Source organism: Salipaludibacillus sp. HK11, assembly GCF_047795645.1.
Classification (GTDB): Bacteria; Bacillota; Bacilli; order Bacillales; family Salisediminibacteriaceae; genus Salipaludibacillus.
In genome coordinates, this window is sequence record NZ_CP181045.1 from 2937861 (window position 1) to 2960850 (window position 22990).

21 protein-coding genes are annotated in these 22990 nt (G+C 36.2%); 7 read left to right on the plus strand and 14 right to left on the minus strand.

Annotated elements, in window-relative coordinates; all coding sequences use genetic code 11:
• Nucleotides 1-110 precede the first annotated feature (110 nt).
• Together ACM26V_RS14165 and ACM26V_RS14170 are read left to right on the plus strand one after the other, a co-directional pair.
• Nucleotides 111-617: a DoxX family protein gene (locus ACM26V_RS14165; RefSeq protein ID WP_416147364.1), complete on the plus strand. Its 507-nt coding sequence runs from the start codon at nt 111-113 to the stop codon at nt 615-617.
• 270 nt (nt 618-887) lie between these two features.
• The gene (locus ACM26V_RS14170) at nt 888-1373 is read left to right on the plus strand and encodes a hypothetical protein (protein ID WP_416147366.1); all 486 of its coding nucleotides are present in this window, start codon (nt 888-890) and stop codon (nt 1371-1373) included.
• A gap of 110 nt (nt 1374-1483) precedes the next feature.
• Here ACM26V_RS14170 and ACM26V_RS14175 read toward each other — a convergent pair whose 3' ends face one another.
• Complete coding sequence (locus tag ACM26V_RS14175) at nt 1484-2533, minus strand: M42 family metallopeptidase (protein ID WP_416147367.1); 1050 nt, start codon at nt 2531-2533, stop codon at nt 1484-1486.
• 254 nt (nt 2534-2787) lie between these two features.
• Here ACM26V_RS14175 and ACM26V_RS14180 point away from each other — a divergent pair, with 254 nt between their 5' ends.
• Together ACM26V_RS14180 and ACM26V_RS14185 are read left to right on the plus strand one after the other, a co-directional pair.
• Nucleotides 2788-3717: an HD domain-containing phosphohydrolase gene (locus tag ACM26V_RS14180; RefSeq protein WP_416147368.1), complete on the plus strand. Its 930-nt coding sequence runs from the start codon at nt 2788-2790 to the stop codon at nt 3715-3717.
• An 18-nt stretch (nt 3718-3735) separates the two neighbouring features.
• Complete coding sequence (locus ACM26V_RS14185) at nt 3736-3897, plus strand: hypothetical protein (protein ID WP_416147369.1); 162 nt, start codon at nt 3736-3738, stop codon at nt 3895-3897.
• A 183-nt stretch (nt 3898-4080) separates the two neighbouring features.
• Here ACM26V_RS14185 and ACM26V_RS14190 read toward each other — a convergent pair whose 3' ends face one another.
• From ACM26V_RS14190 to chvE, 6 genes are all read right to left on the minus strand, one after another.
• The gene (locus tag ACM26V_RS14190) at nt 4081-4680 is read right to left on the minus strand and encodes a hypothetical protein (protein ID WP_416147370.1); all 600 of its coding nucleotides are present in this window, start codon (nt 4678-4680) and stop codon (nt 4081-4083) included.
• Nucleotides 4677-5045, minus strand: a complete 369-nt coding sequence (locus ACM26V_RS14195) for a hypothetical protein (protein ID WP_416147371.1) — start codon at nt 5043-5045, stop codon at nt 4677-4679. The genes ACM26V_RS14190 and ACM26V_RS14195 overlap by 4 nt, the downstream gene beginning before the upstream one ends.
• Before the next feature lie 300 nt (nt 5046-5345).
• Nucleotides 5346-6464 carry a GntR family transcriptional regulator gene (locus ACM26V_RS14200; protein WP_416147372.1) on the minus strand — a complete coding sequence of 373 codons (1119 nt, stop codon included), beginning with the start codon at nt 6462-6464 and terminating at the stop codon, nt 5346-5348.
• 107 nt (nt 6465-6571) lie between these two features.
• Nucleotides 6572-7735, minus strand: a complete 1164-nt coding sequence (mmsB, locus tag ACM26V_RS14205) for a multiple monosaccharide ABC transporter permease (protein WP_416147373.1) — start codon at nt 7733-7735, stop codon at nt 6572-6574.
• The gene (gene mmsA, locus ACM26V_RS14210) at nt 7736-9271 is read right to left on the minus strand and encodes a multiple monosaccharide ABC transporter ATP-binding protein (protein ID WP_416147374.1); all 1536 of its coding nucleotides are present in this window, start codon (nt 9269-9271) and stop codon (nt 7736-7738) included. It lies immediately after the preceding gene.
• A 220-nt stretch (nt 9272-9491) separates the two neighbouring features.
• Nucleotides 9492-10619, minus strand: coding sequence for a multiple monosaccharide ABC transporter substrate-binding protein (gene chvE / locus ACM26V_RS14215; RefSeq protein WP_416147375.1), 1128 nt, complete (start codon nt 10617-10619; stop codon nt 9492-9494).
• Between the two features lie 547 nt (nt 10620-11166).
• Here chvE and mscL point away from each other — a divergent pair.
• Both mscL and htpG read left to right on the plus strand, forming a co-directional pair.
• Complete coding sequence (mscL, locus tag ACM26V_RS14220) at nt 11167-11658, plus strand: large conductance mechanosensitive channel protein MscL (RefSeq protein ID WP_416147376.1); 492 nt, start codon at nt 11167-11169, stop codon at nt 11656-11658.
• A gap of 203 nt (nt 11659-11861) precedes the next feature.
• Complete coding sequence (htpG, locus tag ACM26V_RS14225) at nt 11862-13748, plus strand: molecular chaperone HtpG (RefSeq protein ID WP_416147377.1); 1887 nt, start codon at nt 11862-11864, stop codon at nt 13746-13748.
• A 144-nt stretch (nt 13749-13892) separates the two neighbouring features.
• Here the strand turns inward: htpG and ACM26V_RS14230 are convergent, their stop codons facing one another.
• The 5 genes from ACM26V_RS14230 to araD form a co-directional block, all read right to left on the minus strand.
• Entirely contained in the window at nt 13893-14126 is a 234-nt protein-coding gene (locus ACM26V_RS14230; protein WP_416147378.1) for a DUF6171 family protein, read from the minus strand.
• 42 nt (nt 14127-14168) lie between these two features.
• Nucleotides 14169-15650, minus strand: coding sequence for an alpha-N-arabinofuranosidase (locus tag ACM26V_RS14235; RefSeq protein WP_416147379.1), 1482 nt, complete (start codon nt 15648-15650; stop codon nt 14169-14171).
• A 12-nt stretch (nt 15651-15662) separates the two neighbouring features.
• Nucleotides 15663-15830: a hypothetical protein gene (locus tag ACM26V_RS14240; RefSeq protein WP_416147380.1), complete on the minus strand. Its 168-nt coding sequence runs from the start codon at nt 15828-15830 to the stop codon at nt 15663-15665.
• 50 nt (nt 15831-15880) lie between these two features.
• Nucleotides 15881-17362 carry an L-arabinose isomerase gene (araA, locus tag ACM26V_RS14245; protein ID WP_416147381.1) on the minus strand — a complete coding sequence of 494 codons (1482 nt, stop codon included), beginning with the start codon at nt 17360-17362 and terminating at the stop codon, nt 15881-15883.
• Nucleotides 17363-17506: 144 nt separating this feature from the next.
• Complete coding sequence (gene araD / locus ACM26V_RS14250) at nt 17507-18199, minus strand: L-ribulose-5-phosphate 4-epimerase (protein ID WP_416147383.1); 693 nt, start codon at nt 18197-18199, stop codon at nt 17507-17509.
• A 987-nt stretch (nt 18200-19186) separates the two neighbouring features.
• Between araD and ACM26V_RS14255 the strand changes: the two genes are divergently transcribed.
• Nucleotides 19187-20137 (plus strand): ArsR/SmtB family transcription factor, encoded by a 951-nt coding sequence (locus tag ACM26V_RS14255; RefSeq protein WP_416147384.1) that lies wholly within the window; start codon nt 19187-19189, stop codon nt 20135-20137.
• A gap of 301 nt (nt 20138-20438) precedes the next feature.
• On the opposite strand, the gene ACM26V_RS14260 is transcribed toward ACM26V_RS14255, so the two are convergent.
• Nucleotides 20439-21926, minus strand: a complete 1488-nt coding sequence (locus ACM26V_RS14260; RefSeq protein ID WP_416151883.1) for an alpha-N-arabinofuranosidase — start codon at nt 21924-21926, stop codon at nt 20439-20441.
• Between the two features lie 49 nt (nt 21927-21975).
• Entirely contained in the window at nt 21976-22950 is a 975-nt protein-coding gene (locus ACM26V_RS14265) for a family 43 glycosylhydrolase (RefSeq protein WP_416147385.1), read from the minus strand.
• Between the last annotated feature and the right edge of the window lie 40 nt (nt 22951-22990).

Genomic DNA, 22990 nt, shown 5'->3' on the forward strand with positions numbered 1-22990 from the left:
GAAGTTAAACATTCTTAAAGTATACAAAAACAACCAGCATTCATTTTTTTTGATACAAGTGATCAACCAACTCTCTATAAAAAACTTACATTTCTGAGGAGGAATGAATCATGTTTATGGAATTCTTACGAAATAACAAGATTGCAGCCGGAGTTTTAACAATTTTAAGAGTATATATTGGATGGCAGTGGCTTACTGCTGGCTGGGGAAAAGTAACAGGTGGTTTTGATGCAAGTGGTTATTTAAATGGTGTTGTTAACAACGAAGCGGTCATTGAACAGTACCCAACGTATCATGCATTTATTGAAAATTTCGCTTTACCAAGTGCCGATGTTTTTAGTTTCATGGTCGCATGGGGAGAATTACTCGTTGGACTTGGCTTGATTGTCGGCGTATTAACAACAGCAGCCGCATTCTTTGGTATTATGATGAATTTTGCTTTTATGTTCGCCGGTACGGTTTCTTCTAATCCATGGCTCGTGTTGCTCACAATCTTTATTCTTGCTGCTGGATACAATGCAGGTAAATTTGGTGGCGACCGATGGGTGATTCCATATATCCGCACTGTCATTTTTAAAGATAAGTTAACACCATTAGCTAATAAACAAGTCGCATAATTAAATTCTTTCTGAAAACCTTCTGCATCTATATGCAGAAGGTTTTATGTTTTTTAACTCTAACATCCTGTTTTCCGAATCAAAAAGAATTAGTTTAATAATATAAAAGACCTATTAAATTCAACTGTTTTTAATGGAAAAATTAGTTCTAAAGTGGTATTATATAGAATAGACAGACTCAAACCTAATCATTATAGCTAAGATAAATTAATTACAATTATATAGGAGGTGTAAATTATTACACGTAATCTGCGTCATTTTCTATCATCGATGGCAAAAGAGCCTTCGATTCATTATGTCTACCTTAATTCCTATCCAGTAGAAAGTACAACTGAACGAAAAGAAATCGAAATACTTAAATGGATCGAATGTACAGTCATTTTTGTCTTGAGGGGACCTATCTCTTTGATTGCAGTTTCTGATCTGCTAGTGGAAGGTGATGGGATTATTTTTGATTATGAAAAAAAACAACAAAAAGATGGGATTCATTTAGCTGCTTTGCGAAAAAAGACGTATGTGTCTCCTGGTATTCGGGCATTCATTTTACCTGAAATTGATGAATTTAAATATAACCATAAAGTGTTTCAGTTTGTAATAGATAATAATACCCGTACGCATCCTACCAAGAAAAAAAACTCCTCTATTCTTGAGTTGTTAATTGATTATTACTCGTCCTTGAACTACTTACAATATTCCCCTCCAATCTATTCTTACCTAAGGAAGTTAGAAAATTGCAACATACAATCCACCACTTAAAAGTTTAAGTGGTGGATTGTCGGATAAAATACGTGTGCAAAAATTCGTATTTTTGCTTTTTATAGTATTTCTAAAACTAAAACCCTCAGTCCTTTACACTAATTCCCTTTTTACTCCACCATGTCAGCTTGTAAATAATGCCATAATAATTTCGTTGTTTCTTCAATTGAATCCTTATGCGTTCGCTCATATGCATGTGAGGAGTCTATACCAGGTCCAATGAGACCATGAACAATATCATTTCCTGCTCGAATCGCTGCCGAAGCATCTGATCCGTAGTAAGGGTATATGTCTAACTTATAACCTACACCATATTCTTCAGCGAGCTTTACGAGATTTTTTCGAAGTCCGAAATGATATGGTCCACTTGCATCCTTGACACAAATTGATGCAGTATATTCATCCGTCAACTGTCCATCCCCCATTGCCCCCATATCAACAGCGAGATATTCAACCGTCTCAGCTGTCACATTCGAATTGCCTCCATATCCTATTTCTTCATTATTAGAGATAAGGAAATGAGTCGTATATGGTAGCTCAATTTTTTCCTTCACAACATTGTTAATCAATTGCAGCAAAATCGCCACACTAGCTTTGTCATCGAGATGACGTGATTTAATATACCCGCTATCCAACACTTGAACACGAGGATCCAACGACACGAAATCGCCCACTTCAATACCTAGTTCTCTTACCTGCTCAGCAGTTGATACTTTTTCATCAATCCGTACTTCCATATTTGCTTGATTGCGCTCCGCACTTCCCGCATCCTTATAAACATGAACAGATGTCTGGTGCATTAAAATTGTCCCATTAAATGTTTTCCCTGAAGAAGTTTCAATTTGACAATACTCGCCTTCAATTGCATTGAATTTGAATCCCCCTATCAGATCCAACTTCAACCGCCCACTCGGCTTAATTTCCTTGACCATCGCTCCAAGTGTATCAACGTGTGCAGTTAGCATCCTATGCTTCGTTGTCTCTTTTCCTGGAATCGTTACGATAAGACCACCTTTTCGGTTTCGTTTCGTCTGCACATCAAAATCAGCTAGATACTCCTCCACAAAAGAGATAACCTTTTCTGTATTACCAGAGGGACTCGGAATTTCTACAAGTTTTTTAATGAGTACAATTGTTTCTTCTACATTCGGCAAGTTCATGCTATCCTCTCCTACTATTCATCATTAATATGTATTCTTTGCCATTATAGCAGAGAAGAATTTTTGATAAAAATAAGAATATGTCGTTTTTTCAACGAAAATTCTAGTAATAAATCTAATATTCACAAAATTAACAATAATAGTCCTGATTCATAATGCTCATTTAAGTTATATTATCATTTAAGTTCGACAAATCTTACCAATTTACCTTATAATAAGGGTAAGTCTCGAAACGCTATGTCGGAGGTACAACAATGAGTTCTCATAAACCATCAAAATCTCCTTTGCTTATTTTAAAAAAAGGAGAATCTATTGAATCTACTAGATCTCGAAAAGCTTTTACATCTCTTTTGAGCTCACATGATGGCACAGAGATAATACATCACCAATTAATCAAAGGTGGAAGATGGGGAATCACACCAGAAGATGATCAGACAAACATTTTAGAATCTATTTATCTTTTATCAGGAAAAATGACTATGCACACAACGGAGAAAGAGTACTTACTTGAACCTGGCGATTTTATTGCTGGACAACCAGTTAGTGAATATCTCGTATTTACTGCAATAGAAGATTCAGAATTTTTATACGTTTGTTCTGGCCCTATGTATCACCATTACAGTGGCGCAACTAAAAAAATGGAACTACTTGCAGTTGAAATTGAGAAAAAAGACGGCTATACAGCCGAACATTGTAAACGAATCAAAGATCTTTCAATGCTTGTTGGGGAGAAAATGCAACTGAATTCCGAATCATTACATAAACTTTATTTTGGTGCACTTTTGCATGATATCGGTAAAACGAAAGTACCTGAATCCATATTGTTAAAACCAGACAAACTGACAAATGATGAATGGAAAATAATGAAGGAACATACTCGATTTGGAGCTGAAATCTTACGCAAAACAAACATTCCACATCTTATTTTAGCTGCCGATGTTGTAGAACAGCACCATGAACGTTATGACGGAAGTGGTTACCCTTTATCTCTCAAAAATGATCAAATAAATATTGAGTCTGCTATTATAGGTCTCGTTGATTCTTTTGACGCAATTACAAGCGACCGAGTATATAAAAAAGGAAGATCAAATAAGAGTGCCCTTACTGAGATAAAGCAACTTCGCGGGATAAAATATCATCCTGATGTTGTTGATATATTTTTATCAATTTTAGAAGATTACTAATTTAGGGAGGTGAATTAATTGAAAAAATTATTGATTGCCCTTAGTCTGATTGCAATGATGACTGTTGGAACTGGAGTCGTTGGAGCAGAAGAAGTTAAGTCAGAAAAAAAAGTGGAAGTTTTAGTAGTTGAAAAAGAACCTTCATTTAGTATTATGGGGAGGCCTACTACTATGGACTAACTAAAACCAAGATGTACGTCTATCCAATAGTTATTTTTTCTGGAACTTTCGTACTCATCATGACTAATACATCAGTTACAATGCAAAAACCACTTCTCTAATAATAATTAGAGAAGTGGTTTTTAGGCTGGTTTACAAATCCTTTTGTATTTATTAAAAACTTGGGATACTCAGTAACTTTAACTACGTTATTATCTCAGCTATTTCTCTCACCGACATGGAACTATCAAGTTGATAATTACCTATTCTAATATGCATGACGAGATCTTCATCATCTATATACTGCCGAAAATCTCCAGCGTCATCAATAATATTAGAATCTTCAAGAATATTTGCAATTTCTCCACTACTCATTCCTGAGCCAACCACTAAATAAAGTTGATAAACAGTATCAGCTTCAGATGATGTCGATCCGGACTCGTCTTCTGCTGCTTCTAACGCCTCTTGTGCTTCCTCTGCTTCGTCTTCTGCTACCTTTAGGGATTCCTTATTTTCCGCCAGCTCTTCTTTTACCTGTTCCAATTCACTATTAATTTCTTCATAATCAGCGAATTCATATAAGGAGTCATATTCATCTGCTGAAACGATGAATAATCCCTCAGATTCAATATATGTTTGTACATCTTCTTCCGTTACTTCTATGTCTTCAATTGACTCTTCTTCGACCTCAACACCATTCTCTTCAGCTTTACCCTCTTCACTTCCAAAAAGGACAAACGGAGATAGCACTAATGTTGCGACGGTTATTCCACCAGCTAAACTTCGCAAATCTGATCTTCTCATCCGCTAACAACCTCACTTTTTTCACGAAAATCGGTTAGATGAGCTTCTACATCTTCCACGGCCATAGCTAATACTTTTGCAATCTCTTCTGTGGAAAACCCATCTTGATTCATTTTCATAATTTGGTTTGACTGCGAATCTTTTTCAGAAAAAGCTTCAGAAAAAGATTTTTCTTCCTCATTCTGAAACACTTCATTTTCTAAACTATCAACTTTCTTAGTCAATTGATAGATTTCCTTCATTAAACTTATAGAAAAATTCTCAATCTTTCTATCCACCTCCGGATGCTCATCTTTTTTAATAAATGACACAGCCATTATCGCTACCGCAGTTAATAACAACAAAATGATCATAATAATTTCCATTTAAATCCTCCTAATATAACCGATTAGTAAAATTATTGTCTCTCTTTTTATACCATATTTAAGGCCTCGACAAAATAAGCGGTTACTCACCCGTCATTTGTCACAGGTTCCACCAAATAGAACAGGTACAGAAGGACTATGGAGGTGTTTTCTCAAGTTATGCCATTTACTGTGACTAATTGAATTATTGAGAGAAATCTCCACGAAAATTCATATACAATATCTTCTCAATAATTCGACGGCTTATTACTCGTTTATTGAACAAAACAAACGAAGCCTCATTTTCAGGCTCCGCATCTTTTAATTTAATTCAATTTTTTCTTGTTCTTTTGTCGATTTTCTTACTACAAGTTTAGGGCAATATTTAATAGAAGGAACAACCCCATTTTCAGATGATTCATATTTTTGCTTTATCAACTTTAAAATAGTTTTTGCCGCATCCTCTCCCATCTTAACCTGAGGATGTTTAATCGTTGTTAACTTCACTTCAGAAGCTACTGAGAGAAATGAGTCATCGAAACCTACCAAGGAAATTTGTTCAGGTACTGATATTTCTAAATCTCTTAGCACATTGAGTAAATTCAGCGCAAGTTGATCGTTATAGCAAACAATAGCAGTCGGAATCTGTTCTTTTTTCTTCATCTTTAATAGTAATTCTTCTATTGGAGTCGTATTCTTTGTTTCTGTTGTGTAAGTAATAATATTTTGCGGACTAACAGGAAGACCAGATTTTCGATGGGCTTGTATAAACCCTTTCATTCTCTTTGTTCCTTGGATATCATCATTTTTGAAAAATCCAAGAATATGCTGATGTCCTAGTTCAATTAGGTGATTTGTTTGCTGAAAACCACCTTCTACATCATCCATTATCAAATGAATTGGTTCTAGTTCCTCGTAATAAGCATTAATCATCACATAAGGTATACCTAACCGTTCTATATTTAAATAATAATTAATATTCGGATTTGGTAAAGCACTTTTTGTCGGCTCGACAATCAAACCGTAAAATTTTTGAGATAATATCGTCTCCAAACATCGTCGTTCTTGTTCGATATTGTTATTCGTACTGAACACAGTTACTTGATATCCGTTCTCACTTAAATAACCTTCAGCGCCTCGGATAATTGTAGGAAATATATAATCAGAAAAATAAGTCGTAATAACAGCAATATTTTTAACTGCTCCCATAGATGGCTCTTTATCTAGGGTTCTGTCCGCACAAAATGTACCCGCACCTTGTTTTTTATACAGCCAACCTTCATTTGCTAAGTTGTCAATTGCTTTTCGAACCGTATGCCGACTTACTTTATGCTCTGCCATTAAATCACTTTCCGAGCCTATTTTTTCATGAGGTTCAAAGAAACCTTCCAAGATTTTAGATTTTATTTTTTCTTTTACATGATTATATTTTGTACTCACCACACACACTCCAAACTTCAATAGCTCATACGTATAAGTAATATTACCACAATTCGAATGAAATGGCATTCCATTTCATTCGAATTGTTTGAGAAAATACACCGGAATTATTTACCTTTATTTTTATTTATAACATCAAATGCTACTGCCCCTAAAAGTACAAGACCTTTAATTGCTTGTTGCCAGTCAGTCCCGATACCCATTAATGACATTCCATTGTTTAGGACACCCATAACGAGGGCTCCAATAACGGCTCCAAAAATCGTACCGACACCACCAGTAAAGGAAGCTCCACCGATAACTGCTGCTGCAATTGCATCTAATTCAAATAATGTTCCAGCTTGAGGCGTTGCAGCATTTAATCTTGCGGTAAATATCAACCCAGCTAATGCTGCTAAAACCCCCATATTAACAAAAGCTAAAAATTTCATTTTTTTCGTTCTTACACCTGATAATTGAGCCGCATTCATATTTCCGCCAACTGCGTAAATATGTCTTCCTAGAATCGTATTATTCATAACGAAGGTATACCCTATAACAAGAGCGATAAGAATGATTAAGACAACTGGAAGCCCTTGATATAATGCTAATACATAAGTGAATGAATTAATTACTACGATTAACAAAGCTAATTTAGTTAAAAATAATCCATACGATGCTGTTTTAAAGTTATATGATCTGGCCACTTTTCTTTGTCTTAATTCAAATAGTATATACAACACGGATGCGATGATCCCGATTATTATCGTCAGTAATCTCAGCTCACCACCCATAGATATATCAGGTAAAAATGCTGAGCTCATGATTCTAAATTCATCCGGTAATGGCGCAAGAGTTCGCCCTTGCAATACAACTAATGTTAACCCTCTAAATAGAAGCATTCCTGCTAACGTAACAACAAAAGAAGGGATTTTAACATAAGCAACCCAGAACCCTTGCCAAGCACCTATTAACGCTCCGAGTAAAAGACAAAGAATAATCCCGAGTGTCACTGGTAAGTCAAGTGTCGCGAGTAGAACCCCTGAAATTGCACCAACAAAGGCTGCTACAGAACCTACAGATAAATCGATTTCCCCGGTAATGATGATAATCATCATTCCTATTGCTAGAACAATAATGTAACTATTTTGCATAATGATATTCGTTAAATTCAATGGTGTTAGTAATGACCCATTAGTTAAGATTTGAAATAATAACGCTATACCCACTAAAGCTATAATCATACCGAACTTTCTCACATTGCTGCCTAAAAGATTTTTTAATGTATCCATTTATTTTGACCCCCAACTTTCAGTCATATACGTCATTAGTTTTTCTTGATCAGCCTCTTCTATGGATAATTCGCCTGTTATTCTTCCTTCATTAAGTGTATATACTCTATCACAAATACCTAATATTTCCGGTAATTCAGAAGAGATAATAATGATACTTTTTCCACTTTCAGCTAATTGATTGATGATTTTATAAATTTCAAATTTTGCTCCAACGTCAATCCCCCTAGTTGGCTCATCGAGAATTAATATATCTGGTTCTGTATTTATCCATTTACCCAATACAACTTTCTGTTGATTTCCACCACTTAAGTTTCCAGTACTCTGTTCAATTGTCGGTGTCTTAATATTCATTTGTTCTTTTAAAGATTCAGCCGTTTTCACTTCATCATTTAAATTGAGAATATTCTTATGCGATACGGATTGTAAGTTTGATAACGTTAAGTTTTTTCTAACACTATCTATTAATATTAATCCATATTCCTTTCTATCTTCCGATACATATGCCAAGCCATTTTCAATTGCTTTATCGACTGTTTTCACATCGATCACTTTGCCATCTTTAAGGACCTCACCTGTTATATTTTTACCATACGATTTGCCAAATACGCTCATAGCAAATTCTGTTCTACCAGCCCCCATGAGCCCAGCAATACCTACGACTTCTCCTTTTTTTACATTAATATTGATGTTATCAAGAAGTTTTTTACTCGTATTCAATGGGTGATCTGCCGACCAGTTTTTTACTTCAAAATAGGTATCTCCTATCGTAGCATTTCTTTTCGGATACAAGTTCTCTAGCTCTCTTCCAACCATTCCTTTAATAATGCGCCCTTCCGTGACTTCATCTTCTATTATTGACATTGTTTGAATCGTTTGCCCATCTCTAAGAATTGTTAAACGATCAGAAACCTTTAAAAGCTCTTTTAGCTTATGCGAAATGATAATGGATGTCATACCTTCAGTTTGAAATCCTTTTAATAGCTTTAGTAGATTTGCGCTATCTTCTTCATTTAGCGAAGCGGTCGGTTCATCTAAAATGAGCAATTCGACATCTTTAGAAAGTGCTTTTGCAATTTCCACTAATTGTTGTTGACCTACTCCTATATTTTTTATCTGTTGTTGAGGATCTAGTTTCAAACCAACCTTAGCTAATAGTTCTCTTGTCTTCACAATGGTGGCATTCCAATTGACAATTCCTCTTGACGCTTGTTCATTCCCTAAAAAAATATTTTCAGCAATAGAAAGCTCTGGGATTAAAGCAAGTTCTTGATGAATGATGACAATTTTCTTCGCTTCACTTTCATTTATATCCTTGAATTCACACATAGCTCCATTGTAATGAATTTCGCCTTCATATGTTCCGAATGGATGAACACCACTTAACACTTTCATCAAAGTGGATTTCCCAGCTCCATTTTCACCAATCAACGCATGAATTTCACCTTTTTTTATTTCTAAATTTACATCATCTAACGCCTTTACACCTGGGAATGTCTTCGTTATACTCTTCATCTCCAAAATGAAATTAATCATCCATGTCACACCTTTCAAAAGGAAAATAAACGAGTAAAAAGTTTATAACAGCGGTTAAAATCCCTCTGTATTTGTAACTTAAACCTTTTCTCGTTTATTTATCACCTTTAATACCATCATAAATAAATGATCTATAAATTTTTCTGAAACAAAGTACATCATTAAAGAATAAAAGATGCCTCAGCTAGATCTTAATAACTGAAGCATCTTTGTCTATCTTTTACTCAAGATCGTCTTCAGAGTAATAGCCACTATCGACTAAAATTTCCTCATAGTTATCAATATCTACAGATACAGGTGCTAATAAATACGAAGGAACAACTTTTGCTCCGTTGTCATAAGTTTCCGTATCATTAATTTCTGGCTCTCCACCTTGTAAAATAGAGTCACCCATGTTTACTGCCTGTTTAGCTAATTCTCTTGTATCTTTAAAGATTGTCTGTGTCTGTTCTCCTGAAATGATGTATTTTACAGATGCTTCTTCCGCATCCTGACCTGTGATAATCGGCATAGGTTTGTCATCACTACCGTACCCTACTGCTGTTAGTGATGAAATCGCTCCACGACTAATACCATCAAATGGAGAGTAAACAACATCGATATCCTCATCAGAATAATGAGCACTCAAAAGATTATCCATACGGTCTTGCGCTAACGAACCATCCCATCTTAATGTTGCACCGTCAGCAAATTCCGTTTGCCCGCTTTGAACAACTAATTGCCCTTCATCGATATACGGCTGAAGAATTGACATTGCACCGTCCCAGAAAAAGTATGCATTATTGTCATCCGGGGAACCACCAAATAATTCTATATTAAAGGGACCTTCACCATCTGCTAAACCTAGTTGATCTTCAATATATTCTCCTTGTAAAACACCTACTTGGAAATTATCAAACGTTGCATAATAACTGACGTGATCACTGTTCATTATTAAACGATCATATGCAACAACGGGTACATCTGAAGCTTCTGCCATTTCTAGTACACTTGTAAGTGCTTCTCCATCTATCGAAGCAATAACAAGTAAGTCAGCACCTTGCGTAATCATATTTTCAATTTGTGCAACTTGATTTTCTACGACATCTTCTCCAAATTGCATATCAACTTCATAACCTAAGGCTTCAAACTCTGCCTTCATGTTATCGCCATCTCTTACCCATCTTTCAGATGATTGAGTCGGCATCGCCAAACCTACTTTGTAGTCATTTCCATCAGAAGTTACCTCATCATTTTCACTATTGTTGTTGTTGTTTTCATTATTATTACCTGCCGTCTCATTATTACCGCACGCCATTAAAACGCTTACAATGATTGCCGTTAAAAATACTAATAATACTTTTTTCATATTCATTAATCCCCCTTATATTTTTTCCTGTGGTGAAACCGTTTACAATATTGATGATTAAAGCAGTTCCTCCTTTTAAAATATTATACCTTGTAGGAAATTCAAAACATACGAATATTCCCCTCTTAAATCCAGTTAACTTATACGGATAAGGTATGCTTTTATTATAAAACTATCATTAGTCATTAATCAAGTATTTTATTGTAAAATCTCAAAATTTATTAATTCCCCTTTAAATATGCATTAATTTCACTTATATTGCGAAATAAAGCTCTCATATATTCCTAATAAGTTTAAAAAATCTTTCAATAACATTGCAATCTTCTATCTTAATGCCTTCATTTTCTGTATTTGACATATTTATAATGTTTAATTTCATAGACTGTAAGATAAAATATATGCATTTATAATTAGGGTTTGGTGCAAGTAAACATTTTCCGTCGCCAACGCTATATCGTTTTTCACTTCTTTAAGTTTTTTATAAAAACAACAATATCTATGCAAATATTTAATGAATAACCAAAATTGATGAGAGGATTTTCTAATTATGAGTTTTTTTCAAGGTTTCAAAGATTATGCAATAAGAGGAACTGTTGTAGATTTAGGAATTGGTTTAATTATAGGCGCCGCTTTTGCTAGCATTGTCACCTCGTTCGTATCTGATATCCTCATGCCTCCACTCGGTCTTTTGCTAGGAAAAGTTGATTTTTCTAACCTTTACATCAATTTATCTGGCGGCCATTACAACACGTTAATGGAAGCTCAAGCCGCTGGAGCTGTCACAGTAAATTATGGCACCTTCATTGAAACGATTATTCACTTTATCATCATTGCATTTGCTTCATACTTGGTTATCATTCAAATGGTTAAACTACGAAAATCGTCGATAGAATCAACAAAAATTAAAACTTGTCCCGTATGTTTTTCTGATATTCCCTTAAGAGCACTTCGTTGTCCAAAATGTACTTCTGACCTCCCACAAACCGATGATGTCTCAAATCGAGGCCAAACTGTAGTAAGGATTCGTTCAACTCGATAATTATTTCAATGATATTAAATTCAAATATTAGCACGATATTACTAACGATTTTCATCATTCTTCTCTTATTATGAAGAATCTGCTTTTCTCTAGCCCTCACTGTTGACATCACAGATAAAATAAGTAAAATTAATATAGGATTAGCACTCTAATATAGAGAGTGCTAAAAGACAACTTATTTTAAACAAAAAGGAGTAATGAAGATGGCTAAGAAAGAATTTAAAGCAGAATCGAAACGGCTCTTAGAAATGATGGTCAATTCGATCTACTCGCAAAAAGAAATATTTATTAGAGAACTAATCTCCAACGCGAGTGATGCCATTGACAAAATGTATTACAAAGCGTTAACGGATGATTCGGTTAACTTTGACAGTGCGGATTTTTACATTAAAGTGAGCACTGATCAGGAGAAGCGCACACTTACTATTGTCGATACCGGAATCGGGATGACGCAAGCTGAGCTTGAGAAAAATTTAGGCACAATTGCCGAGAGTGGTTCACTAGCGTTCAAAAAAGAAAATGACGCAAAAGATGGACATGATATTATTGGTCAATTTGGCGTCGGTTTTTACTCTGCATTCATGGTCGCTGACTCCGTTACCGTTTTAAGTAAGGCATTCGGAAACGAAGAAGCCTATCGTTGGGAATCAAATGGAACTGACGGATATACGATCGAACCAACTGAGAAAGATGCAGTCGGAACAACAATTATCATTCAATTAAAAGATAACGTTGAAGAAGAATCTTATGACGAGTTTTTAGATATAAATGAATTAAAATCAATTATAAAAAAATACTCTGATTTCATCCGTTATCCGATAAAAATGGATGTGACAGTACACAAACCGAAAGAGGATAGTGAAGACAACGAAACCGAAGAAGTTACAGAAGAGCAAACAGTTAATAGTATGGTTCCTATTTGGAAAAAGAATAAATCGGAATTAACTGATGAAAATTACGTAAACTTTTACAACGAAAAGCGTTATGGCTTCGATAAGCCACTAAAACATATCCACATTAATGTCGATGGAACAATTCGCTACAATGCGATTCTTTTCATCCCTGAAACGATGCCGTTCGATTTCTATTCAAAAGAGTTCGAAAAAGGCCTTGAACTTTATTCTAGCGGCGTTTTAATTATGGACAAGTGCTCTGATTTATTGCCAGACTACTTCAGTTTTGTCAAAGGAATGGTCGATTCAGAAGACTTATCGTTAAACATTTCCAGGGAAATTCTTCAACACGACCGCCAGTTAAAAATGATTGCAAAAAACATTAAATCTAAAATTAAGTCCCAGTTGCAATCGTTGTTAAAAGACGACCGAGACAATTACATTAAGTTCTACGAATCATTTGGTCGCCAATTAAAATACGGAATCTACACTGATTTTGGTGCCAACAAAGACGATCTTCAAGATCTGTTAATGTTCTACTCTTCATCCGAGAAGAAACTTGTCACACTTGCTGACTACGTCGAGAGAATGCCTGAAGATCAAAAGTATATTTATTATGCAACGGGTGAATCGTACGATCGTATCGAAAAACTTCCACAAACAGAAATGGTATCTGACAAAGGGTATGAAATTCTCTACTTTACAGAAGATGTCGATGAATTTGCGATTAAAACGATGCGAGACTATAAAGAGAAAGAATTCAAATCTGTTTCAAGCGGAGATTTAGGCATTGATTCAGATGATGAGAAGACCGAAGAAGATGAAAAAATCGCCGATGAAAACAAAGATCTGTTTAGCGAAATGAAAACGATTCTTGGAGATAAAATCAAAGATGTGCGTATGTCGAAAAGGTTAAAATCACACCCTGTTTGCCTTACAACTGAAGGTGAAGTCACGATTGAAATGGAAAAGATCCTTCAGCAAATGCCTGATAACCAGAATGTCAGAGCAGATAAAGTTCTTGAAATTAATCAAAATCACGATGTTTTTCAATCATTAAAACAATCGTTTGGTACTGACAAAGAAAAGCTCAAGCTGTACACAAATCTTCTGTACAGCCAAGCTCTTTTGATTGAAGGGCTTCCACTTGAAGACCCTGTTGAGTTTACAAATGACATGTGTAAAGTGATGAAGTAGATAGGTCAATATAACATTTTTAACCCCTCTGATAAACATCAGAGGGGTTAAAATATTGCGATAAATATCAATATTTGATTGGCGTAAAGGAAGTTTTCCATAAGGAATGAATCACCTTTTAGAACAACCTCTAAAAATATCAGTTTACCATTTCGCTTCTTTTGGATGAGGACATGATTTTTCCTGGATCATCGCTCTATAATGAACAATACATCCGGAATGCTGACATGTCGTTCCATAAAGTAAAGATGGACATTCCATACATGTAGACAATCTTTGTTGATATAACTCTTCAGAAATGTCACTTTCTTCTATTGAATACATTTCTGCCGCATTTACATTCACATCTTTGCCGCAACTTTTACATTTCGAGGTCATCGCTTTCGTTCAGCTCCCCTTTTAAAAGATAAGCTTTTACATTTAAAACGTAATCACTGAAACAGACATTGGAGGCAATGTTACAGTGAGCGTTTCATCTGAAACTTCGATTCCTTTTAGTTCTTTTGGAGCAACATTGTCAGGATTCTCGAACGTATTGTGGGTATTTGTTTTATCTGCTGTTAAAATTCGTCCCGAAACGTTCTTCACGCCTTCTTTTAACCCGCGCAATTCCAATGTTATAGGTGCATCTTTCTTAGTGTCAATATTGCACAAACTAATACTCACTTCTCCATTCGCAGCTTTAGAAGCAGACACACTCACTTGCGGCAGTTCTTCTCCCTCAAATTCATATGATGGAACATCTGCTGACACATCGAGATACTGAGCATCTTGATGCACTTTAAACATTTCAAACACATGGTAAGTCGGAGTGAGGATCATCTTGCTACCTTCTGTTAATATCATCGCTTGTATGACGTTTACTGTTTGTGCAATATTTGCCATGTGCACACGATCACTATGCTCATGGAAAATATGGAGGTGTATCCCTGCTACGAGCGCATCACGAATCGTATTTTGTTGATATAAGAACCCTGGATTTGTACCTGGCTCTACGTCATACCATGCTCCCCACTCATCGACAATCATTCCAATCCGTTTCTCAGGATCGTATTTATCCATAATCGTAGAGTGTCTTTTAATAAGCGTATCCATATAGAACGACTTCTTCATAGTAACAAACCAAGCTGATTCTGTTGGGTCCAAAGCAGAACCTTTATTTTCAAAACCACCTGGAAAAACATAATTGTGTAAGCTTAATCCATCCATTAATCCAGCTGATTCCCTCATAAGAACCTCTGTCCAATTATAATCATCGACGTTGGCTCCACCTGCGATTTTATATAACTTGTTATCGCCGTAGTTACGTACGTATGTTTGGAATTGACGATAGAGATCTGAATAGTACTGTGGTCGCATATTTCCTCCACATCCCCAGTTCTCATTTCCAACACCAAAGTATTTCAGCTTCCAAGGCTTTTCACGTCCATTTTCCTTCCGCAAGTTTGACATTGGAGATTCGCCTTCAAATGTCATGTACTCTATCCATTCTTGCATTTCTAGAACCGTTCCACTCCCAACGTTACCGTTAACATAAGGTTCCGCACCAAGCATGTCACAAAGCATCATAAATTCATGCGTACCGAAGTGATTATTCTCAACGACACCCCCCCAATGTGTGTTAACCATTCTCTTACGTTCTTCACGAGGTCCGATGCCATCCTTCCAATGATATTCATCAGCAAAACATCCCCCAGGCCAACGGAGCAATGGAATGTTTACATTTCTTAATGCTTCTACTACATCATTCCGAATCCCATTTGTATTTGGAATATCCGAGTCTTCTCCTACCCAAAACCCTTCGTAGATACATCTTCCTAAATGTTCAGCAAAATGTCCGTAAATGTTTTTATTAATCGTGTTTTTTTCAATATCTGTGTTAATAATGATAGGTTTTGTCATTTCCTCGTCCTCCTAGGATTTTTTAGCAACTTTCGTATTATAGTAGTAAAGTAGTGTACACCGCTCTCGAACCAAGTGAGCTTTTTGCAAACTTTCGTAAATGAGATTTTCATCCAGACCCAACGCAGTTGAGTTTTCATAACCACCTAGTTTTCGAAGCATATCTTCCATTTCAAGCATAGTTAGAATCTCATTAATCTAAATAGAATGCTAGATTTATAGGAAGACTATTATTTAGATAGACGATGATAAACTTCATTCCACTTCAACTCGTTTTGGAAGGTCATTACATCTGTTTTTTCATTAATAAATACCACTTCAATATCTGTTAACGTTGCCCAGTCATTCAGTTGTTCCGGAGTCACGTTAAAGCTGAATACGGTATGGTGCGCTCCACCAGCATGGATCCAAGATTCTGTCGCTTCAGATAGAGATGGCTTACAATCCCACAATACTTTCGCAACTGGAAGTTTCGGTGTATCTTTCGGCGCAACAGCTTCTACTTCATTAACAACGAGACGGAATCTATGTCCAATATCAACAAGAGACGCATTCAATGCTCGTCCACTCGCTCCATCAAACACAAGTCTTGCAGGATCCTCTTTTCCACCCATGGATAGAGGATGAACTTGAACATGCGGGTCATTAGCTGCAATCGTAGGGCACACCTCCAACATATGTGAGCCAACAACAAGCTCGTTCCCTTGTTCCAAGTGGTATGTGTAGTCTTCCATAAAGGATGTCCCTTTTCCATCAGCAATGATCTTCATCATTCTTAATAAAGCCGCTGTTTTCCAGTCACCTTCACCGCCAAATCCGTAACCTTGCTCCATTAGTCGTTGCACTGCAAGGCCGGGTAGTTGCTTCATTCCGTGTAAATCTTCAAAGTTCGTCGTAAAGGCTGAGAACCCACCTTCTTCTAAAAATGCCTTTAAGCCTAATTCAATTCTAGCCTGTTCAAACACAGAGGCATTAAATGCTTCTGACTCATCAGCAAACTTATAGAGAGTTTTATACTCTTCAAATAATGCCGTCACTTCTTTTTCAGGTATTTGATTCATTCTTTCTACAAGGTCTCCAATACCAAACGCAGATACAGACCAACCAAATTTGATTTGAGCCTCTACTTTGTCTCCTTCAGTTACTGCAACCTCACGCATGTTATCACCAAAACGAGCAACTTTTAAATTTTGCCCATCAGTAACTGCTACTGCTGTTCTCATCCAACCTGCGATACGCTCGCGTACATCGTCATTTTCCCAATGTCCGACAACTACTTTACGAGGGATATTCATTCTTGATCCAATAAATCCATACTCTCTATCTCCATGAGCTGATTGGTTTAAATTCATAAAATCCATATCAATTTCTTCCCAAGGAACTTCACGATTGAATTGTGTATGCAAATGCAATAACGGTTTATTTAACTGCTTAAGTCCTGCGATCCACATTTTTGCAGGTGAAAAGGTATGCATCCACGTCACGATTCCAGCACAATCTTCATCACTATTTGCTTCAATTGCCATTTGACGAATCGCATCTGGTGTTGTCATTAAAGGTTTAATAACGAACTCATACGGAAAATTAGCTTCTTTATTTAATTTCTCAACAATTTCTTTTGAGTGGCTTGCTACCTCATCGAGTGCTTCTTCACCATATAAATGTTGACTCCCTGTAATAAACCAAAATGAATATTTGTTTGTTTTTAACATCTGTATTCCTCCCACATTTTCATTGAAATAAAATATTTATATTTTTTTACTTCTCAAACTACCTTCAAACGTTTCATATACTGCCCAATCAGACCCTGTGCCGTAACTACACCAATCGTATATTCTTTATCCGATTTTATTTTATTATTTAGATTGGCCATAATAAGCGTTTTTACCGTGCTTACGGTTAAAGTGGCGATCTAATAACACTTGATCCATTGGAGGCGTATCACTTTTTATACTCAGTGTCTTAGCTGCCATTTTTGCTACTTCTTCTATCACAACAGCGTTGTGAACAGCATTCATAGGGTCTTTCCCCCATACAAATGGTGCGTGTGAATTCACAAGCACACCTGGTGTATGCATTGGATTCATATCAGCAAAGGCTTCAATGATCACATTTCCTGTTTCAAGTTCATAATCGCCATTTATCTCTTTCTCTGTCATCGGACGAGTACATGGAATTTCCCCTTTGAAATAATCTGCTTGTGTCGTTCCAAAAGCAGGGATTCCCTTTCCTGTCTGCGCCCATGATGTCGCCCACGTAGAGTGCGTATGAACAATTCCGCCAATATCCTCAAATCCTTTATATAATGCAATGTGTGTCGGAGTATCTGATGACGGCTTCAAGTCGCCTTCAACAACATTTCCATCAAGATCGACTACAACCATGTCTTTACTCTTCATCTCGTGATAATCAACCCCACTTGGTTTGATTACTACCAAGCCATTTTCACGATCGATACCGCTTACATTTCCCCACGTAAACGTTACCAATTGAAATTTTGGAAGGCCCAAATTTGCTTTGAATACAGTTTCTTTTAACTGCTCTAACATGAATAATTCATTCCCTTCATATTGTATTCTTTTATTCTACACTACTTATTATAAACTTGTACGGATGTTTTTTCATTAATTTAATTAAATTTAATACATCGGTAAATAGAATCTTATCTAACATTCACGACATACTTTGATAAATTAGCTTAATTTTTACTTGTTCAATAGAGTAGTAAATCATGGTCAATCATTACTAAGAACTTTTCCCTTTCAACATATGCAGACAATCTATATATTAGTTTATAGTATGTCTTCGCTTTAAGAGAATCATTTTTGCATAAATCAATTAATTACACTAAAGGGAATCATAAAACTTTCGTAAAAAATTAAGGAAAGTGATCGAAAGACGCTAGTTTATGCGACATATAGTATAATTTACTCTTCACCGTTATTATGTCGGATATACTTTGAGACTTTTATGGCAATACTTTTACTACTTAAAATATCAAAATACTCCTTACTTGTCCGCATAAGACCTATTTTATATTATTGTTCTCACAAAAGAAAGAGTTAATTAAACTTTTTTATGAATTAAATCATATTTACATTAACCATAGTTCATTATTTGTCCAATAAACTTAGGTTTTATATTGGAAATCAGTAGTTTTAATGTTTTCCCTCCTTTTATTTAATAAATAATAATGTTAATATTAGTATGAAAGAGCCATAGGAAAAACATTTATTGTGGTCTTCACCAGGGAAAGTTTCGCAGATCTAGAATTCTAATTAAAGCCTTAACAAAATAATACCGTAATAGTCATTTCGACTTCCTTCTCAAGATGGTATATTGGAAGTAATCGATTTTTATAATCTACCAACTATGAAAACGCTATAAATGAACCCTTCCCATGCAAGCGATTTACTAAAACTAGTTAGTATATTTATAAAATTAACAGTATAATGAAATGAAGTTCCATTCTACGAGTAGTAGTTTGAATAAAGAATCGTTTATGCACTTTACTTTTTTATAATGGAGGAACGATCATGCAATTAGACATTTCGACAGATTCTTTGCCTGTATATGAAGCTCTTGCTAGCAAAGTTAGATTGGCAATTATTCAGCAACTTACGATGCGCTCTATGAATATTAGAGAATTAGCTGAATCCGTTGGACTAAGCAGTGCAATCATGACAATGCACATAAAAAAGTTAGAGAAATCAGAAATAATTCGCACTGAAATGGTACCAGGAAAAGCTGGTATTCAAAAACTTTGCATATTGGATGTTGAACAAATTGAGATTCACTTTCCACCAAAGACAGAAAGTTTAACAAAATACCATGAAACGATCCTTTCTGTCGGCCACTACACTGATTTCTATGTAGAGCCAACATGTGGATTGGCAACACCTGAACAAATTATTGGAGAATTTGATGAACCTCGGTACTTTTTAGACCCTGAAAGAGTAAACGCTAAAATTCTTTGGTTTAGCAAAGGTTATATTGAATACAAAATACCCAATTTTTTGACACCAACAGAAAATCCAAAAGCTTTAGAAATTTCTTTAGAAATGTCATCAGAAGCGCCATTTACCAACGAAAACTGGCCATCTGACATTACCTTTTACTTGAATAATGTCAACCTTGGTACGTGGACTAGCCCAGGAGATTTTGGTGATAGCCCTGGTAAATACACTCCTGATTGGTGGCCTAAGGTCATCAACCAATACGGGTTACTTAAGTTTATCCGCATAACTGAAGAAGGAACCTATATGGACGGCATGAAGCTCTCTGACGTTACAATTCAAGATATACAGATCCGCTCTATGCAGTGGTCATTTCGTGTTTCAGTACCAAACGACGCAAAGAATGTTGGTGGGGTAACCATTTTCGGCTCACGATTCGGAAACTACAAACAGGACATCATCTTTCGACTTTTCTACACGAAAGACTTAAATCCTGGGACACAAAAAAGCATAGCAAAAACGAACGATTAGAAAACGTGGCTTGTCGCCAAGTCCTTCATGGCGAAAGTCTTAGTTTATCTTATACTTTAATCCTTTATCGAAGTTGAATATTCTTAAAGTACAACGAAGGAGCCTCATCCTAATATATTATAGGAAGGAGGCTTCTTTTTTCTTTATCCTGTTTGTTTTAGACTATTGTCTTTAGTCTTAGCCGCTTCAAGTACCATCATAATAAAACATGAAAGAAAACCCTAGAAGCAACTTTCCCTCTAGGGTTTCTTTCTACTTATACGTGTCAAAGTAAAAATCGTGAAGACACTACTCTCACGACTTAGTATTTTTTCAAACGAATCACATTCCATGACCCTTTGTTTAACCTAGATTCTAGCAAGCCATCTTGCAACTTAGAATTGCCGTTTGTGTGCGGTGCAACTTCTTCTTTTATCACTGTATTCGTTGCTTTCATATCGTCATGTTCTAGGACGATATGCTCGACGATTTGATAATCCTCAAAGCTTCGCACGTCAATGGATAAATCGATACCTTCTGTTAAATGGCGGTTCACTAAGAAGACATTTAACTCTTCGTTTTCTTCATTATGAACTACTGCAGAATCAATATATGGTATGTCCGTAAACTCCTTACTGTCGTATTTCGGTGAAGAAATCACCGGATGTAAGGAAACGCCTCTACCGAAGACAGATACGTGCATATAAGGATAGAAGATCGTCTGTTTCCAAGCCTTACCTCCGTTTTCTGTCATAATTGGCGCAATTACATTAACCAGTTGCGCCATCGCTGCCATTTTCACACGATCGGCATGTCGCAAGAAACTCATTAACATCGACCCTACTAATAGCGCATCTTCGAAATTGTAGACATCCTCCAATTGAGGCGGTGCGACAGTCCAAGGTTCCAACTTGCTATCTTGCTGTGTCGAGTGATACCATACGTTCCATTCATCAAAGCTTAACATCATCGTTTTTTTACTACGTTTCTTCGCTTTAATATAGTCGCATGTCGCGATCACTGTTTTTATGAAATGATCCATATCCATCGATTTCGCTAAGTAGTTTGCGGTATCATTTTCATGATTGCCATAGTATTGGTGGAGCGAGACATAATCTGCCACGTCGTAAGTATGATCTAACGTTGTCGCTTCCCACTCTGGGAAAGTCGGCATTTTAGAGTTGGAACTACCACAAGAAACAAGTTCAATCGATGGATCGACTAACTTCATCGCTTTTCCTGTTTCTGATGCAAGTCTTCCATACTCTTCAGCAGTTTTGTGTCCAACTTGCCAAGGTCCGTCCATTTCATTTCCTAGACACCACGTTTTAATATTATGCGGGTATTTATAGCCGTGTTGTATACGAAGATCACTATATTTCGATCCACCAGGATGATTACAATATTCAATAAAATTTCTCGCAGCATCGATGCCTCTCGTTCCCAAGTTGATCGCCATCATCACTTCAGCATTCACTTTTTTTGACCATTCCATAAATTCATTTGTACCAACATCATTCGTTTCGATCGTTCGCCAAGCTAATTCTAAGCGATTCGGTCGATCTTCTTTTGGCCCTACACCATCTTCCCAATCATACGCTGATACCATGTTTCCACCTGGATATCGAATGATTGGTACTTGTAATTTCTTAACGAGTTCCATCACATCTTTACGAAAACCGTTTTCGTCCGCATCTGGATGTCCTGGCTCAAATACCCCACCGTAAACTGCTCTTCCTAAGTGTTCTATAAACGAACCGTAAATACGCTCATCAACTTTCGAAATCCGAAATGACTTATCAATGATCATCTTTGCTTTGTTTTCAACCACACTCATTCACCCTTTCCAATTGTAGTTTTTATTTCTTAGAATCAGCTACTGGTACCCCAAAAAATGGATCCCCACCTTTGTCCCAGGTAAATACCTGAGCGCACGCATGCCGGTTAGGGTCATAAAGTGGATCACCTACGATTTCTTTGTAACTACGAGCATGATAAATCAAGACATCCTCTTTACCATCTTCTGACACTGTAAAACTGTTGTGTCCAGGTCCAAATTTTGAATTATCTTCGTTCGTTACAAATACTGGATCATTTGATTTTATCCAACTTTTTGAATCAAGCAAATTTGCATTCTCATCAGCTGTTAATAAACCCATACAATAATGATGATCGGTAGCACTAGCTGAGTAAGCGATAAATACTTTTTGATTTCGAATGACGACAGCGGGACCTTCATTAACAGCAAAACCAATCGTTTCCCAATCGTATTCAGGTTTCGTCAACAACGTTTGCTGACCTTTTATCGTCCATGCATTTTCCATTTCCGCAATATATAAATTTGAGTTACCAGCAATTTCTTCATCCTTTTGCGGCCATACAAGGTATCTTTTCCCTTTATGTTCAAAGGTAGTTGCATCTAATGAGAAGCTCTCCCAATTTGTTTTCAACTGACCTTTTTCTACCCAAGTAAGGTCTAATGGATTTTTCGATTTATTTTCTAAAACAAACATACGATGGCTGGAGGTCTTTTCTTTAGCCTCATTTCGACCCTCTGCAGCAAAGTAGATATACCAGTTCCCATCTATGAAATGAATTTCTGGTGCCCAGATCAAATTAGACGCAGGTCCTATCTCAGGTTTGTTCCAAACGATGACCGGTTCTGCCTCCTTTAAACCGTTTAATGTTTTTGCACGCCGAAGTTCAATTCCATCATAAGTCGGTAATGAACCGGTAAAATAATAATACCCGTCTGTGTGTTTATAAACCCAAGGATCAGCACGTTGTTCGACAATTGGATTAACATAAGTTGATTTTTTTGTTGAAACTGTCACGATATACACTCCGTTCTTATTAAATTTAACGAATGAAAAT

Coding starts and splice junctions, on each gene's coding strand:
- mmsB (WP_416147373.1), bottom strand. CDS start 7,735: ATGGATACATTAAAAAATCTTTTAGGCAGCAATGTGAGAAAGTTCGGT.
- ACM26V_RS14195 (WP_416147371.1), bottom strand. CDS start 5,045: ATGGAAATTATTATGATCATTTTGTTGTTATTAACTGCGGTAGCGATA.
- ACM26V_RS14190 (WP_416147370.1), bottom strand. CDS start 4,680: ATGAGAAGATCAGATTTGCGAAGTTTAGCTGGTGGAATAACCGTCGCA.
- chvE (WP_416147375.1), bottom strand. CDS start 10,619: ATGAAAAAAGTATTATTAGTATTTTTAACGGCAATCATTGTAAGCGTT.
- ACM26V_RS14255 (WP_416147384.1), top strand. CDS start 19,187: ATGCAATTAGACATTTCGACAGATTCTTTGCCTGTATATGAAGCTCTT.
- ACM26V_RS14180 (WP_416147368.1), top strand. CDS start 2,788: ATGAGTTCTCATAAACCATCAAAATCTCCTTTGCTTATTTTAAAAAAA.
- ACM26V_RS14175 (WP_416147367.1), bottom strand. CDS start 2,533: ATGAACTTGCCGAATGTAGAAGAAACAATTGTACTCATTAAAAAACTT.
- ACM26V_RS14260 (WP_416151883.1), bottom strand. CDS start 21,926: ATGATCATTGATAAGTCATTTCGGATTTCGAAAGTTGATGAGCGTATT.
- araA (WP_416147381.1), bottom strand. CDS start 17,362: ATGTTAAAAACAAACAAATATTCATTTTGGTTTATTACAGGGAGTCAA.
- htpG (WP_416147377.1), top strand. CDS start 11,862: ATGGCTAAGAAAGAATTTAAAGCAGAATCGAAACGGCTCTTAGAAATG.
- ACM26V_RS14165 (WP_416147364.1), top strand. CDS start 111: ATGTTTATGGAATTCTTACGAAATAACAAGATTGCAGCCGGAGTTTTA.
- ACM26V_RS14240 (WP_416147380.1), bottom strand. CDS start 15,830: ATGCTTGAAATGGAAGATATGCTTCGAAAACTAGGTGGTTATGAAAAC.
- mmsA (WP_416147374.1), bottom strand. CDS start 9,271: ATGATTAATTTCATTTTGGAGATGAAGAGTATAACGAAGACATTCCCA.
- mscL (WP_416147376.1), top strand. CDS start 11,167: ATGAGTTTTTTTCAAGGTTTCAAAGATTATGCAATAAGAGGAACTGTT.
- araD (WP_416147383.1), bottom strand. CDS start 18,199: ATGTTAGAGCAGTTAAAAGAAACTGTATTCAAAGCAAATTTGGGCCTT.
- ACM26V_RS14235 (WP_416147379.1), bottom strand. CDS start 15,650: ATGACAAAACCTATCATTATTAACACAGATATTGAAAAAAACACGATT.
- ACM26V_RS14230 (WP_416147378.1), bottom strand. CDS start 14,126: ATGACCTCGAAATGTAAAAGTTGCGGCAAAGATGTGAATGTAAATGCG.
- ACM26V_RS14170 (WP_416147366.1), top strand. CDS start 888: ATGGCAAAAGAGCCTTCGATTCATTATGTCTACCTTAATTCCTATCCA.